The 14,881-nt window shown below is 66.3% G+C and carries 15 protein-coding genes; 5 read left to right on the top strand and 10 right to left on the bottom strand.

What is annotated here, in order from left to right:
• Positions 1-4 precede the first annotated feature (4 nt).
• The 4 genes from ACJJV6_RS07405 to ACJJV6_RS07390 form a co-directional block, all read right to left on the bottom strand.
• Positions 5-793 (bottom strand): aspartate/glutamate racemase family protein, encoded by a 789-nt coding sequence (locus ACJJV6_RS07405; protein WP_009357917.1) that lies wholly within the window; start codon positions 791-793, stop codon positions 5-7.
• The gene (locus tag ACJJV6_RS07400; protein WP_009357918.1) at positions 793-1,473 is read right to left on the bottom strand and encodes a GntR family transcriptional regulator; all 681 of its coding nucleotides are present in this window, start codon (positions 1,471-1,473) and stop codon (positions 793-795) included. Before ACJJV6_RS07400 ends, ACJJV6_RS07405 begins: the two co-directional genes overlap by 1 nt.
• 78 nt (positions 1,474-1,551) lie before the next feature.
• Complete coding sequence (locus ACJJV6_RS07395) at positions 1,552-2,916, bottom strand: MFS transporter (protein WP_354176192.1); 1,365 nt, start codon at positions 2,914-2,916, stop codon at positions 1,552-1,554.
• A 263-nt stretch (positions 2,917-3,179) separates the two neighbouring features.
• A complete protein-coding gene (locus ACJJV6_RS07390; protein ID WP_407710243.1) occupies positions 3,180-4,022 on the bottom strand; it encodes an ACT domain-containing protein in 843 nt (280 codons plus the stop codon).
• 170 nt (positions 4,023-4,192) lie between these two features.
• Here ACJJV6_RS07390 and ACJJV6_RS07385 point away from each other — a divergent pair, with 170 nt between their 5' ends.
• The 3 genes from ACJJV6_RS07385 to ACJJV6_RS07375 all read left to right on the top strand — a co-directional run bounded on the left by ACJJV6_RS07385 (position 4,193) and on the right by ACJJV6_RS07375 (position 7,369).
• Positions 4,193-5,257, top strand: a complete 1,065-nt coding sequence (locus ACJJV6_RS07385; protein ID WP_407710242.1) for an FUSC family protein — start codon at positions 4,193-4,195, stop codon at positions 5,255-5,257.
• Between the two features lie 60 nt (positions 5,258-5,317).
• Complete coding sequence (locus ACJJV6_RS07380) at positions 5,318-6,061, top strand: IclR family transcriptional regulator (RefSeq protein WP_407710241.1); 744 nt, start codon at positions 5,318-5,320, stop codon at positions 6,059-6,061.
• A 117-nt stretch (positions 6,062-6,178) separates the two neighbouring features.
• Positions 6,179-7,369, top strand: coding sequence for a 4-hydroxybenzoate 3-monooxygenase (locus ACJJV6_RS07375; RefSeq protein ID WP_407710240.1), 1,191 nt, complete (start codon positions 6,179-6,181; stop codon positions 7,367-7,369).
• Here ACJJV6_RS07375 and ACJJV6_RS07370 read toward each other — a convergent pair.
• Positions 7,366-7,902 (bottom strand): TetR/AcrR family transcriptional regulator, encoded by a 537-nt coding sequence (locus ACJJV6_RS07370; protein WP_407710239.1) that lies wholly within the window; start codon positions 7,900-7,902, stop codon positions 7,366-7,368. The two genes, ACJJV6_RS07375 and ACJJV6_RS07370, sit on opposite strands and share 4 nt — an antisense overlap.
• Before the next feature lie 55 nt (positions 7,903-7,957).
• Here ACJJV6_RS07370 and ACJJV6_RS07365 point away from each other — a divergent pair, with 55 nt between their 5' ends.
• The gene (locus ACJJV6_RS07365) at positions 7,958-9,010 is read left to right on the top strand and encodes an FAD-dependent monooxygenase (protein WP_407710238.1); all 1,053 of its coding nucleotides are present in this window, start codon (positions 7,958-7,960) and stop codon (positions 9,008-9,010) included.
• On the opposite strand, the gene ACJJV6_RS07360 is transcribed toward ACJJV6_RS07365, so the two are convergent.
• The 5 genes from ACJJV6_RS07360 to ACJJV6_RS07340 form a co-directional block, all read right to left on the bottom strand.
• Entirely contained in the window at positions 9,011-10,831 is a 1,821-nt protein-coding gene (locus ACJJV6_RS07360; protein ID WP_407710237.1) for an ABC transporter permease, read from the bottom strand.
• Positions 10,828-11,895, bottom strand: coding sequence for an ABC transporter ATP-binding protein (locus ACJJV6_RS07355; RefSeq protein ID WP_407710236.1), 1,068 nt, complete (start codon positions 11,893-11,895; stop codon positions 10,828-10,830). The genes ACJJV6_RS07360 and ACJJV6_RS07355 overlap by 4 nt, the downstream gene beginning before the upstream one ends.
• A gap of 58 nt (positions 11,896-11,953) precedes the next feature.
• Positions 11,954-13,027, bottom strand: a complete 1,074-nt coding sequence (locus tag ACJJV6_RS07350) for an extracellular solute-binding protein (protein WP_407710235.1) — start codon at positions 13,025-13,027, stop codon at positions 11,954-11,956.
• A gap of 168 nt (positions 13,028-13,195) precedes the next feature.
• On the bottom strand, positions 13,196-13,630 hold the full coding sequence (locus tag ACJJV6_RS07345) for an acyl-CoA thioesterase (RefSeq protein WP_133350469.1): 435 nt from the start codon (positions 13,628-13,630) through the stop codon (positions 13,196-13,198).
• A gap of 58 nt (positions 13,631-13,688) precedes the next feature.
• Positions 13,689-14,192, bottom strand: coding sequence for a GNAT family N-acetyltransferase (locus ACJJV6_RS07340; RefSeq protein WP_133350471.1), 504 nt, complete (start codon positions 14,190-14,192; stop codon positions 13,689-13,691).
• A gap of 153 nt (positions 14,193-14,345) precedes the next feature.
• Between ACJJV6_RS07340 and ACJJV6_RS07335 the strand changes: the two genes are divergently transcribed.
• Complete coding sequence (locus ACJJV6_RS07335) at positions 14,346-14,861, top strand: MarR family winged helix-turn-helix transcriptional regulator (protein WP_009357927.1); 516 nt, start codon at positions 14,346-14,348, stop codon at positions 14,859-14,861.
• Positions 14,862-14,881 lie beyond the last annotated feature (20 nt).

Genomic DNA, 14,881 nt, shown 5'->3' with positions numbered 1-14,881 from the left:
TGGTTCAGGCGGTGGGCAGCGCGGGCACTGCGCTGTCCTGGGCCGCAGCAAGGGCGGCGTCGAGGTTCGGGCTGAGGCCGGCGCGGGCCTTCCCGGGCGGCGGGGCGAAGGCGCCGGCACGGTGCGGACCGGACCCGAGTCCAGCTACCGCCTCGGCCATCCGGATTCCGGCGGAGATTCCGTCCACCACGGGAACCGGGATCTGCCCCTTCAGGTCGCGGGCGAGCCCGGCGAGTGGGGCTCCTGCGAGGATGACGACGTCGGCGCCGTCCTCCGTGACGGCCTGCCGGCTCAGTGCCATGAGGGTTTCCTTGAAGTCCTGCTGGACCGAGCCGATGCTCTTCAGGGACTCGTTGATCGAGCGGATGGACGCCAGCCGTCCGCCGAGGCCGAACCGCTCCACGCAGTCCAGGTACCAGGGTTTGATCCGGTCCGAGATGGCGATAATGGAAAAGCGGTGCCCCTGCAGCGCCGCTGCGCAAAGTGCGGCTTCGGTGATGCCGATGACGGGGACGCCGGCCAGTTCCTTCAGCGCGGGCATGCCGGGATCGCCGAAGGCCGCCACCACCACGGCATCCACGGGTTCGGCGCCGGGGAGGGTGTGCGCGGCAATAATTTCAGCCACGGCGCCGGCGGCCACGAGGGATTCAAAGCGGGTCTCGATGTATTCCATGCCGTAGGCGGCAGTGCGGACCACCAGTTCGGTGCCTGGCGCAGCGGAGCGCAGTGCCTCGGTTTCGATCAGGGCTGTGACATCGTCGCTGATGTTGGGGTTGATGACCAGGAGTCGCATTATCTCTTCCGGTGAAGTTGGGGTTCGGTTTTTTGGAAGTCTTCCGGGAATTGCTCCCGGTACTTTCCGATGTGGGACGCCGATTGTGCCGCGGCACGGTCGGGGTCGCCGCTGGCAATCGCGGCATAGAGTTCGCGGTGTTCCCGGATCAGCTCCGGCAGGTCGCTCACGTGGCGGAACAGCCAGTGCATCCGGCCCTGCAGGGGCTCAAGTGCTGACTTGAGGAAGTTGTTGTCGGCGATGCCGGTGATGGCATCGTGGAATTCGCTGTTGGCACGGTGGGCCTCCATCACGGCGCCCTTGGCGAGGAAACTCTCCGCGTTGTCCAGCAGCCCCTTCAGGTAGGCAAGGTCTTTCGCGGTGGCCCGCACGGCGGCAAGCCGGCAGGCCAGGACTTCGAGGGACTGGCGGACATCGAAGAGGTCCTCCACGTCCTTGGGGCTCAGGGTGCTGACTTCTGCCCCCCGTGCGCCCCGGTCGCTGATCAGCCCCTCCTGGCGGAGCATCCGCAGTGCTTCGCGCACAGGGAGCCTGGAGACGGAGAATTCGGCCGCGAGGTCCCGTTCCACCAGCCGCGTGCCGGGAGGGTAGTGTCCTTCGAAAATCCGAGTGCGGAGCGTGTCCCGGACAGCCTCGCGCAGCGGGCGTTCTTTGTCCTGGGTGTCTTCTGCGGTCAGCATGGTGCTCCATTCGGATTCTTGGTGGACACGGCTCCCGGCAGCGGGAACGCGGATCAGGTGTTGCCTTGGATGGCTAGCTTAGACAGGAAGCCGCTTGTTGTAGTTCAGCGTCAGCACGGAGGCGCCCATGACGATCGCCGAGCCCACGAAGTAGAGCAGCGCCCAGGTGTAGGAGCCTGTGGCGCCCACGATCAGTCCGACGGCGATGGGAGTGACGAAGCCGGAGATATTGCCGCTGAAATTCATCGCCCCGCCCAGGACGCCCGCGTTGGTGCGTCCGCCCAGGATGGAGGGGATGCTCCAGAACAGGCCCACCCAGCGCAGGAAGAACATAACCAGCGAAAGTAGGACGACGGCGGTGGTGGGGTCAGCGACCAGCGTGACGCCGACCAGGCCGCCAATGACCACGGCGCTGGAGATGCCCAGCAGGGTCCGCATGACGCGGTTTGCCGACGCACCGGAGGCCCGCCACTTGTCGGCGATGGTGCCGCCGATGATTTCGCCCACGAACCCTGCGCCGAAGATCACGAAGGTGGACCAGCCGATGGTCTTCAAATCGAAGCCCTTTGCCTGCGCCAGGTAGAGGGGTCCCCAGGTCAGCAGGCCGTAGAACACGCCGTTGAAGCCCAGCCATCCAAAGCACATGGCCCAGAAGGAACGGAACTTGAGGTACGGGAGCAATGCGCGCTTGCCCTGGCTGCCATCCAGCTTCGCCTCGGCATCTTCGGCGGCGTGGGAGGCTTCAATGTAGGCGGCTTCGGCCTCATTGACTCCGCGGTGCTCGCGGGGATTGTCGCGGATGTACCACCAGACGGCCAGGCCCATGAGGACCGTGGCGGCACCGGCGATCACGAATGCCCAGCGCCAGCTGCCGGTGGACGCGATCAGCCCGGCAATGATGATGCCGCCGAGCCCGGCACCCAGCGGAGCGCCGGCGTCGAGGATGGTGGCACCGCGGCCGCGTTCCGACTTGTGCATCCAGATGGCGTTGAGCTTTCCACCGGCTGGCATCACTCCGGCCTCGGTCACGCCAATGCCCATCCGGGCAATGAACATGCTGAGGAATCCGCCGGCCATGCCGGAGGCGGCTGTGGCCGCGCCCCAGCCGACACAGGAGGCGGTCATGACCTTGCGGGGACCGAACTTGTCGATCAGCCAGCCAACCGGAATCTGCATCAGTGCGTAAGTCCAGAAGAAGGCGGACAGCAGGAGGCCCACCAGTTCAGGAGCGAGGTTGAACTCCTTTTGGATGATGGGGAGGGCAACCGAGATGGAGCCCCGGTCAATGTAGTTGACGGCAACGAGGACCAGCAGCAGGAGGAAGAGCTTCCAGCGGACTGCTGTGCGCCGTTGCACGCCGTCCTTGCTGGATTCGACCGGTGCCTGGTCTATGGGTGTATCGACGGCGGATGCCGCCGTTGTTTCAGTGTTTGGGATGGACACAGCTTCTCCTTCACGGGGAAGTTTACGGATGGGGAAAGTGCGGGGATGTGCGCGGTCCGCCCTGCAGCGGCGGGTTCCGCAAAACTAATGGAAACGCGTGGGTCGGCGATCCGGAGCGCCGGGATGGTTCTTTTGGGATCCCAATTTGGGATCCCAAAAACAACGGTAGGAGTGACCCCGACCACTGTCAAGGATTTTCGTGAACTCTGCCCGGGCAGCCTCTTGAAAACGGATTGTGACCGGCATTGGCCAGTCGTTAAGGGCTACTGGGGCGCGGCGGGGTTCCGGTGCGCCAGGATTTCCGCGAGCTCTGCCAGCCGGTGGGCCCGGGCGGATTCCGCCGGCGTAAAGGGCTCGCCGGGCCGGGCGAAGGTGATGGGGCCGTGCCACGCGGTGGGGATCTTAAGCCGGGTGCCGGCGTCGTCCGCGGCGTGGGCCGCGGCCTCCTCGGCGGGGGTGAGGATCCGGGCCCGCAGCAGCTCCGCAACGGCAAGCGGAAGTTCATCGGGCGCATCCGCGATCCGCGCCGCAAGGCTCAGAGCCCGGGTCTGGCCGTCGGCCATGGCCAGGCTGGTGGTCGGCCACACCTGCGGGGCGGAACCGCCCCCATCCAGCAGGGCGTCCAGGAGCTCGCGCTCGCCGATGCCGCCGGGTGCGGCAAGCACAAACTCGTCCAGGACGCCGCCGGGTACCGGATGCACGTGGATACTCAGAATGTTGGTGCCCGTCCGGGCCAGCGCCTTGGTGACCCGCTGCAGCGAGCCGGGTTCATCATGCAGGACGGTACGTGCCCGCCACAGCGCCGGCGCCGTGCCGAGCGTCCTGCGCAGCCGCAGCGCCGGGGCGTGGAGCCAGCCGCGCAGGATCCTGCTGGCCGAGGGTTCCGCCACCCAGATCACCAGGACAGTGGCGGTGACCGTCAGGACCAGCACCTTTGCCAGGTACGGAAGCTCGGTGCCCACCACCAGGGCATGCACCAGGAGTTCGATTGGAAGCATCACGGCGACGTTTGCCAAGGTCAGCCGCGCCTTGGTCGGTTCAGGCATCAGGCCGCAGACTTCACAGCTCAGTTCGGCCGCGGGGGAGTTCCGTGCGGGGAGCTTCATGGCATAAGCATCACCGGCCGCTGTTTCAGCCGCGTTGCCTCCGCGTTCCATTCAAGGGAAAGCGCCGGGTGGTTTCCGGAGCCCGCCCCGTAGGATTTAGCAGGAACGTCAGCGCGGCCGCCCGTTAGATACCTCCTCCCGGAACCTGCAGGAAAGGCGCCACTGTCCCCGTGAAGATGCTCGCTGAAATGTTCAGCATTGCCCCCGGCAACAAGGACCACCACCCCGCCCTGAGGTGCGCCACAGGGGTCTTTGTTCCACTGCTTACGCTGGTGCTCCTGGGGCGGCTGGACCTGGCGATCTTCGCTTCCTTCGGTGCCTTCACCGGGATTTACGGCAGGGGTGAACCCCATGGCGTCCGCTTCGCGCTGCAGTTGCGGGCCGGCCTGCTCATGCTGCTGGTGATCCTCCTGGCCTCGCTGGCCGCGAGGATGCAGGCGGCGTGGGGGCTGGACGACGCGACCACCACCTGGCTCCTGGTGCTTGCCACCACCGTCGTGGCAGGCGCCTGCTCGGTGGCGATTTCCTGGTTCCGGCTGCGGCCAGCGGGCTCCCTGTTCCACATCTTCGCCTTCGCCGCCATCGCGTCCATTCCCAACCAGCCCCCGCTGTGGCAGGGGATGCTCGTCTCGGTCCTCACCACGGTGCTGTGCCTGCTGATCGGGTTCTCCGCCCGGATCCTGCCCAGCCACCGCACCCCGTGGACCCGCCCCCGGCCCATCCGGCGGACCCCCGACGAAAAGCGCGCGGCCTGGCTGGAAGGCCTCGGATACCTGGTGGCTGCCGGACTCGCCGGATCGCTCGCCACCTGGGCCGGCGAACGGCTGGGGTTCGGCCACAACTACTGGGCCATGGTGGCCGCCGTTGTTCCCCTGGTGGGGCACACCACCCGGCACCGGATCCGCCGCGGCATCCAAAGGATCGTTGGCACCGTGCTGGGCCTGGTGATCCTGGCCGGCATCGTGCTCCTGGACCTGCAGCCGTGGCAGACGGTACTTGTCATGGCACTGTGCCAGTTCGGCGCGGAGATGTTCATCATCCGCCAGTACCTGCTGGCCCAGGTCTTCGTGACACCGCTTGCCCTGATCTCCACGCTCCTGGTGGTCCCGTCCTCGCCCGCCATCCTGCTCCGCGACCGCATCATCGAGACGGTGATCGGAGCCGCCGTCGGCATTGCCGTGGTGCTGGCCCCGGGTGCCTGGCGGCGTTTCCGGGAACGCACGACGGCGGGCTGACGGCCTTCCGGCTGCGCGGTACGCTGGGTGCCGGGACCATTCAACGGAAGCTGGTGCGGCGTGGCGAACTCGAGGTCCGGCGACTCGGTGGTGGACCGGATCGTCCGGCTGATCTCGGCCTTTCCCCAGGATGTCGGCACCCTCCAGCTGTCCGAGCTCGCGGCCCGTGCCGGGCTGCCGCTGACCACCGCGCACCGCCTTGTGCGGCAGCTTGCGGAACACGACCTGCTGGAAACCGCGCCCGGAGGCATGGTCCGGCCGGGCGTGCGCCTATGGGAGCTGGTGAACAGGACCTCGCCAACCCTGGCTCTGCGGGAGGCGGCCATGCCGTTTATGGAGGACATCCAGCAGGTCCTGAACCAGAACGTGAACCTGACGGTGCTGGACGGCTGGGAGGCATTGTTCGTCGAAAGGCTTTCGCGGCGCGGGTCGGTGGCAAACCGGGCCCAGGTGGCCGGGCGGATGCCCGTCCACATCACGTCTGCCGGGCTGGCGCTGATGGCGCACCAGGACAAGGCCCTGCAGGCGCAGTACCTTGACCAGTTCAGCGACCCCGACGGCAAGGCCACTGTAGACGCCCTGCGCGGGCTGCTCGGCGAAACAGCCCGCCAGGGCTTCGCCCAGCTGAAGGGCGTGGTGGATCCGGACACCTGGGGCATCGCCGTCCCCGTGCTCAACCGCCGGCTGCGTGCGGTGGCCTCCCTCGGCGTCGTGGTTCCCCTGCGGGAGATGCGCCTGCAGGCCCTGGTTCCGGCCCTGCAGACGGCAGCCCGCGGTATCGCCCGCGGGCTGGGCGACTCCTGACTGTTCCCATTCAACGGAATTGCTGTTACGGCCGTCACCCCTCCTGCCGCACACTGGGTGCCAGAACCCAGAACGCCGGCACCGCACCGCGGGCCCCGCAATGAAGCGAGACGAACCATGGCAACACGCAAGATCATCTCCACCCAGGTGGCCATCATGGGGGCAGGCCCGGCCGGGCTCATGCTCTCCCACCTGCTGGCGAAGGCCGGCATCGACTCCACAGTGATTGAAGTCCGCAGCCATCAGGAGATTTCGGAGACGGTCCGCGCCGGCATCCTCGAACATGGGACCGTGAACCTGCTGGTGGACAGCGGCGTCTCGGACCGTGTCCTGCGCAAGGGGGACCGGCACGACGGCATCGAGCTGCGGTTCAACGGGGAGAGCCACCGCGTGGACTTCAAGGACCTGGTGGGGGAGTCCGTGTGGCTGTACCCCCAGACGGACGTGTTCGCGGACCTGGCCGCCCGCAGGAAGGCCGACGGCGGCGACGTCCGCTACAGCGTCACGGACACCTCCGTCCACGATCTTGAGGGCAGGCCGAAGGTCTGGTTCACCGACGCCGACGGTGTGGAGTTCGAGATCCAGTCCGACTTCCTGGTGGGCGCTGACGGTTCCCGCAGCCACTGCAGGTTCCAGATCCCGGAAGCGCACCGCAAGTGGTACTTCCACGAGTACCCCTTCGCCTGGTTCGGCATCCTGGCCGAGGCCCCGCGCAGCTCCGACGAACTGATCTACGCCAACTCCGCCAACGGTTTCGCCCTGATCAGCCAGCGCACCGAGACGGTGCAGCGGATGTACTTCCAGTGCGACCCCAAGGAAAACGTCGCCGAGTGGGACGATGACCGGATCTGGGCCGAGTTCCGCAGCCGGGTGAACGGCAACGGTTTCGAGCTCAAGGAGGGGCCGGTCATCGAAAAGATGGTCCTGCCCTTCCGCAGCTTCGTCCATACCCCCATGCGCCACGGCAACCTGTTCCTGGCCGGCGACGCCGCGCACACGGTCCCGCCCACCGGGGCCAAAGGCCTGAACCTGGCGATCCATGACGTCAAGGTCCTCTTTGAGGGGCTGGACAGCCACTACAACGCCGGTTCCGGCCGCCTCCTCGAGACCTACAGCGACCGTGCGCTGGAGCGGGTCTGGAAGGCACAGCAGTTCTCCTACTGGATGACCACCATGCTCCACACGCCCGCCGACGCGGACGACTTCTCCCGCGCCCGCCAGCTGGGTGAGCTGAACTCGGTGGTGTCATCTCGCCACGGCATGGCCTACCTCGCCGAGGCGTATACCGGCTGGCCGGGCGCGCGCTAGCCGATCAGGCGCCGGATGGCGTCCGCGACGGCGGCCACGTCCGGCTCGTCGTCGCGCCTGACGGTCAGCAGGTGGAGCAGGAGCCCGTCGCCATAGTCCGCCACGTCCCGCGCCCGCGCGGCTGCGTCCGCGACACCCATCGCCGCCAGCATCTGTTCCAGTCCGCCCACCAGGAGTTGGTGCCCGGCCGTCACGGCCTCCGGGTGGTCCAGGGAAAGGGCCATCCGGGCGCGGGTCAGCCCGGTGTGCTGCCGGGCCAGGGCCAGCACCATTGCGGCGAGTTGTCCGGCAAGTTCCTTGATGTTCGACGGCGGGCCTGCGGGACCCTGGTCCCGCAGGAGCTCGGCGTCCAGCTGCAGCAGGCGGTCCAGCACGCCGTCAACCAGGGCTGCCCGGTTGCGGTAGTAGTTGGACGTTGTTCCTTCGGCCAGTCCCGCCGTTGCATCAACTGCCCGGTGCGTGAGGCCCTTCATTCCCTTGTCCGCCACCACGGCCAGTGCGGCATCGAGTAATTGGGTGCGGCGGTCCGGCATAAAGCCAGTCTAGTGACCCGTTCCGCAATTACTACAAAAGTAGTAGAGTTTGCCCATGGAGACCATCTCGATCGTGGGAGGCGGCATCGCGGGGCTCGCGCTCGCCGCAGGCCTGGACCAGAGCAGGTTCAGCGTCACTGTCTATGAGAAGCGGCCCGAACTGCCGGCTGTGGGCACAGCTCTAGGTATGTGGCCCAATGCCCAGCGGGCCCTGGCCCGGCTGGGGATCCTTGACGCGGCCCGGGCGGCCAGTCCCGTGATCGGCAGCGGGTCGGTGCGAAACGCTGCCGGCCGGCCCTGGGTCACCGTTGACGCCGGCGGGATGTTCGCCATTTCCCGGAAAGACCTGTTGCGGCTGCTGGACGCCGCCGTGCCGGCCTCTGTCCGCCGGGTCACCAGCCAGGTCCGGCATCTTCCGGCCGACGCCGGCCTGGTGGCTGGCGCCGACGGCGTGCACAGCGTTGTCCGCGGGGAGGTTTGGGGTTCTGCTGCTGCCAGGCTCACCCCGTATCTGGCCGTGCGGGGGACGGTGCCTTTCCGTCCTGATCCGGACGACGTGGGGGAGTACTGGGGCCGCGGGGACCTGTTCGGCATCGCTGCCGCTCCGGCCGGAGGCTTCTGGTACGCCAGCTACCGCTCGGAAATCGGCCCCTACGGGATCGATCCGGTGCCAGTCCTGGGGCAGGCCCGGGAGCGCTATGCCGGGCACGCGCCCGCCATCCGCCGGGTGCTGGCGGCGGCAACTCCGGAGGACATCCTGGTGCAGCGCCTCTGGACCACCCCGCGCCTTGGCACTTTCGTCCGCGGCAACGTGGTCCTTTTGGGGGACGCTGCCCACGCCATGTTTCCCACGCTTGGCCGGGGCGCCTGTGAATCGCTCGTGGATGCCGTGACGCTGGCCGATCTCCTTAACACGCGCCCGCGGGAGGAGGCTCTGCAGGCTTACGACAGGCAGCGCCGGCTGCGCACCCGTGCCCTGAGCGTGGCCTCCGCGGCGCTCCTGCGCGTTGCCCTGGCCGATAATGCCCAGCCCCTCCGGGACCGCCTGCTCAACCTGGCGCGGAGGCGGAACGGAAGGGCCGCCGTCGGGAGCGGCACAGCGGCCTGATCAGCGCACGGGCGCGGCCGGAAGCTTGCTGTCCTCCCCGGAGGCGGATGCGGCCGCGGGCGGCGGCACTGCCGCAGACGACGCCGGAGGCACTGCAGGCAGGCGCTTCTTCCCCGCTCCCTGGCGGCCGGACCGGCCGTACACCAGGTACATCGTGATGCCGGTAATCACCATCAGGAGCACCGTGTAGACGAAGGTGTTGGCGATCCCTTCCACGCCTTCTGCGCCGTCGGTGTTGGCCTTGATGACCAGGCCCAGCGGCTGGACCAGCGGGTGCGCCAGGAAGATGGCGGTGTCATAGTCGTCCAGCAGGCTGTTGAAGTTCAGCGCGGTGATGGCGGCGGCCGCGGGAAGCACCAGCGGCAGGAGGATCCGGCGGAACACGTAGAGTGTCCTGGCCCCCATGATGGCTGCGGCTTCCTCCAGCGAGGAGTTCACCGACGCGAAGGATGCCTTGAGCATGCGCAGGGTGAAGGGGATCTTCACCGTGACGAACGCGATCAGCAGGATCACCGTGGTTCCGGTGAGCACGGCGCCGCCCACCAGCGGATTGGGGTGGTCGTAGCTGATGATGAGGCCCAGGGCCAGCAGCGCCGACGGGAGGATCCAGGGGATGTGGAGCAGGTACTCGAACGCTGAAGACACCCAGTTCCGGTACTTCTGGAGCAGCCGGGCCACGAACAGCAGGCCGCCGACGGCGATGAGGGCAGCCAGCGCGCTGTACACAACGCTGACGATGAAGGGCCGCAGCCCGGACTGCTCAGTCAGGACCCGGACGTAATTATCCAGGGTCAGGTTCGCCAGGGAGAGCTGGCCGGTCTGGATGGCGGCGCCGTCGGCGAAGGAATACAGCACGATGAGCAGCACCGGAAGGGTGTACACCGCAAACAGCAGGTAGGCCACCACGTGGACGGCGGCGTTCGCCAGCGGGTTGCCGATCTGCTGCTTCTGCAGCGCCGAGGACACTTTGGACACCGAAAAGTACGTGCCGCCCTTCTCCAGGCGGGTCATGACGGCCAGCATCAAGACCGTCGCCAGGCCCAGGATCACGGCCAGCAGTGCGGCAAGGTCACGGGAGGTGGGGCTGTTGGTGAACGTGAGGATCATCGGGGTGATGGTCTGGAAGTCCCGTCCGCCCAGCACCTGAGGGGCACTCAGGGCGCCCAGGCCGGTGAGGAAGGACAGGATGGTCACCGCGAACAGCGTGGGCTTGAGCATGGGAAGCACGATGCGCCGCAGGATGGTCCAGGTGGAGGCGCCAAGGTTCCGTGCTGCCTCGATGGTCTGGTAGTCCACGCCCTTCAGGGCGTTGGCCACGAACAGCATGTGGTTGGTGGTGGTGGCAAAGGTCATGACCACCAGGACGGCAAAGAACCCGGAAAACCACGCCGGGTCCATGCCCGGAAACACCTTCACCAGCAGCGAGGTGACGATGCCCTTGTCGCCGTAGATGAACTTGTACCCGGCGGCCAGCACGATGCCGCCGTAGATGAACGTTGAGGCGTAGCCCAGGAAGAGGATCCGCGAACCCCGGATCCGGAAGTAGTGGGTCACCAGGACGATGAAGATGCCCACCACATTGACGGTGATGGACAGTGCCACCGCCAGGAGGAAGCTGTTGCCCAGCGCCTTCATGGCCCGCTGCGACGAGAACAGCTTTTCCGCCGCCCGCCCGGAGAAGCTGCCGTCCGGAAAGAAGGTGGCCATCAGGACGTTCACATTGGGCCAGACGAGGAACGCGGCAATGAACCATGTGAGCACCACGCCCACCACCAGCACGAACGGGGAGCGGGCCATGCCGCGGACGGATGTGCTGCTCATGGCAGGGCTACCGCAGGATCCTGCTGCCGCAGGGCAACCCCCGTTTCCGGGTGGTACTGCAGGACGTGGGCAGGCTGGAGGTAGATGGTGGTTTCGGTCCCGGCTTCGGGGTGTGCTCCGCCGTCCTCCCGCACCAGCAGGCGGATGTCCGCGCCGTGGCTGCGCACCACGTACCGGCTGTGCAGGCCGTGGTAGGTGCGGGACAGCACCTTTCCGGACATCCCGACGCCGGCGCCCCCATTGCCGGGAGCGTCCAGGGACGCCTTTTCCACCCGCAGGTAGGACCTGGCGTCCGTGCTGAGCCCGGCCCCTGACAGCCGGTTCAGCTCCGCGACAAACTCCGGTGTCAGGGCCGAGCTGTCACCAATGAAGTTGCAGACGAACTCGGTGGCGGCATGGTCGTAGATCTCCTGCGGCGTCCCCACCTGTTCAACCACGCCCTTGTTGAACACTGCCACCCGGTCGCTCATCGCCAGTGCCTCGTCCTGGTCGTGCGTGACATAGACGGTGGTGATTCCGAACTCGCTCTGAAGGTCCTTGAGCTGCTGCCGGAGCTGGTGGCGGAGCTTGGCGTCCAGGTTGGACAGCGGCTCGTCCAGCAGCAGGATCTTGGGCCTCAGCACCAGGGCCCGCGCCACGGCCACGCGCTGCTGCTGACCGCCGGACAGTTCCGCCACGTTCTTGGCCAGCTGCTCGTCGCTCAGTTCCACCCGGCGGGCGATGTCCCGCACCAGGCGTTCACTGTCCGCCGTCTTCTCCTTCCGCACCCGGAGCCCGAACGCGATGTTCTCCCACACGCTCATGCTGGGAAAAAGCGCGTAATTCTGGAACACCATGCCCACCTGGCGTTTGTCGCTGGAAAGCCGGGTGACATCCTTGCCGTCCACCCGGACGGTTCCCCTGGCCGGCTGGATGAACCCTGCCAGGGTGCGCAGCGCCGTCGTCTTCCCGCATCCGGAAGGGCCCAGCAGGGTGAAGAATTCACCAGGCCGGACGTGCAGGTCCAGGTTGGGGATGGCGGTGAAATCGCCGAAGGTAACTTCGATGTTGTCCAAGCGGATCATGGCAAACCTGTCTGGTGGTGCGGCCCAAAGCGGAAGGGGAAAGCTGCTGGAAACCGGACTACGTCATGTACTCCAGTTCGATCTTCTCCACCCAGGCGCCCATGTTCTCCTGCACGAACTCCCAGTCGATGTCCTGCTGCTTGAGGTCGGCGAAGAAGTCCACAACCTCGGGGTTGGCCTGGGCCGCGGCACCCTCGTTGACAGGCATGGAGTTGAACTGTTTGGCGAACTGGCCTTGCACGTCCGCGCTGCCGAACCAGTCAATGAACTTCTGGGCCTGTTCCTTCTTCTCCGTGCCCTTGACGAGGGCAATCTGCTCGACCGCGAGGGGGACGCCCACTGAGGGAATGACCGTCTCAACGTTGACATTGAAGGATTTCTCGCGGTCGGCGATGATCGAGGACGGCATCTGCCCCATGTCCACCTCGCCGGAGGCAATGCGGGCAAAGAGGTCAGTCTTCGCCACCGCGGGACTGCCGTTCTGGAAGTACTGTTCCACCTGCTTCCACCCCTCATCCGAGATGCCCAGGTCGCCCGAACCGTCGCGGTAGCGGCTGAGGATGCCGGCGAAGACGAGCTGTGCGGTGGCGGTGCCCAGGCCTGTCACGCGCTCGTAGCGGTCCTTGAACTCGTCCTTGGTCCACAGGTCCGTCCAGTCCTGCGGGGCCGCGTCCTTGGAGATCTTGTCCGAGTTGTAGCCCAGCAGGATGGCCTGCTTGACCAGCGGCCAGTACGTCTCGCCGTCGGCCAGTTCTTCGTCCACTTCGCCCGCCCAGGAGGGCTCATAGGGTTCCAGAACGTCCTCGGCCTTGATCTGGGAGAAGTACATGTTGTTCAGCCCGAACGCTACGTCGGCGATGGGGTTGTTCTTTTCGGCGATGAGTTTGTTGGTGGCGTCCGCACCGCCGGCACCCACAATTTCGATCTTGAACCCGGCCTCGGCGGCCTTGGCGGTCAGCCAGTCGCCGCGGCCCTCTCCATTGGAGTTGGTGTACACCACCAGGGTGTCGCCGGAACCGCCGGCAGGGGCGGAGGCGTCGTCGGAAGCGGCCGGGGAGGTGGTGCCTCCGCCGCACCCGGCGAGAAGGGTGACGGCGACGGCGGCGGCAACCAAAGTCTGCAATTTACGCACGATCAGGACTCATTTCTGACTGGAACCGGAGCATGTCCGCACAGCCTATAGCGGGGCAGGCGGAATGCGGGGCTGTTATTGCTATCGATTCGATAAACAGCCCGGCTGTCCAATGTGGTCCAGTCGCGGGAACTGATGGAGGCGTGCGGATTAACGCCGGGTGAAAGGTCAGTCCTGGGTGATGGTCTCCGTTAAATGGTGCGTGGGGATGCGGTCCCGGTCGTAGGTGATCTCCGTGTAGCCGTGGGGCTCGGGCCTTCCGGCCGGGCTCAGGTTCACGAACACAATCTCTTCGATGGTGAGGATGCTCTGCCGGGTGATCATGTTCCGGACTTCGGCCCGCATGGTCAGGGAAGTCCGCCCGAACCTGGTGGCCGTCAGTCCCATCTCGATGAGGTCGCCCTGGACTGCCGAACTTACAAAGTTGATTTCGGAAATGTACTTGGTGACCGCCCGGCCGTTGCCCAGTTGAAGGATGGCGTAGATCGCCGCTTCCTCGTCGATCCACTTCAGCAGGCTGCCGCCAAACAAAGTCCCGTTCGCGTTCAGGTCCTCGGGGCGCACCCATTTGCGGGTGCGGAAGGTGATGTCTGCTGTTTCCATAGGCCGAGATTAGCTGAGGGCCGGAAGGCTTTGCGGAGTGTGACGGCCCCAGCCGCCCCTAGGCCATGGCCGTATGGGCGGCACTGCGCGCGTGGATGCTCTTGGCGTAGCAGTACGAGTGCTCCACGCCCACATACGGGCCGAAGTTGGGCACCGGCTCGAACCCGGAATTCTGGTAGAAGTTCCGGCCGTCCGGCTGGGCGGAACCGGCCTCGGCCTTGATGCGCGTGATCCCCTGCTTGAACGCCTCCGCTTCCAGCGCCGCGAGGATGGAGCTGGCAACGCCCGAGCCGCGCGTGTAGGGGACCACGTACAGCCGTTTGATCTCCGCAGTGGTCGGGTCGAGGAGCCGCAGGCCGCCGCACCCTACGGGTTGGCCGGATCCCTTGTCATAGGCCACGATGAAGACGGCGCAGTCGGCGCTCGACGGCGGGGTGCCGGGTTCGTGGTCCGGGGTGCCGAAGCGGGCATCAAGTTCCGCCTGCTGCGCCCGGCGCAGGTCTGCCCCGACGGGGTTCGACCAGGGAACCTGGCGGATGTTCAGCCTTGGATTGGTCTGCATAGTTCCTCGTTTCGCCGGAGGGTTATGCACTAAAAGGCTAGAAGCATGCGGTTACGCGGGTGTTTCTTCCGGGTAAGGGGCTGGATAACACCAAGAGCCACCAATAGTCAGGTTACTTGGCAGTCTAGTTATCAGACGGTCTAAACTAATCCCATGGTTTCCACAGGTAACGAAGGCTCCGGCTACTGGTACGGTCCGGACGGGCAGCTGGACTACGGCGCTGCCGTTTTGAAGTCCCTGCGCGATTACCGCTCGGCAGAAACCAGCATGCGCCGCTCCACCAGGGATTCCATGGGAATGGGGGAGACCGACCTTCTGGCGCTGCGGTACCTCCTGCGTGTGCAGGCCTCGGGCAAGACCGTGGTGCCCAAGGACCTGAGCCAGTTCCTGGGCATCACCAGCGCCTCCACCACCTCGTTGATCGACCGGCTGGTGGCGAGCGGCCACGTCCGGCGCGAGGCCCATCCTTCGGACCGCCGCTCCGTCGTGGTTGTGCCCACTGTGGAATCGGACCAGGAAGTGCGCGAAACACTGGGCGCCATGCACCGCCGAATGATGGCTGTGGCGGAGAGCCTGACCGCGGATGAGGCGCGCATCGTTGTGGAATTCCTGGAGCGGATGACCGAGGCGGTCAGCGCCCAGGAGGCCACGCACGCCAAAAGTAGCTAGATGCACTAGCTAGTTTGACT

The sequence above is a fragment of the Arthrobacter nitrophenolicus genome, from assembly GCF_045833485.1.
GTDB lineage: Bacteria > Actinomycetota > Actinomycetes > Actinomycetales > Micrococcaceae > Arthrobacter > Arthrobacter nitrophenolicus.
Note: the sequence above shows the minus strand (reverse complement) of the source record. Positions and strands in the feature narration are given on the sequence as shown.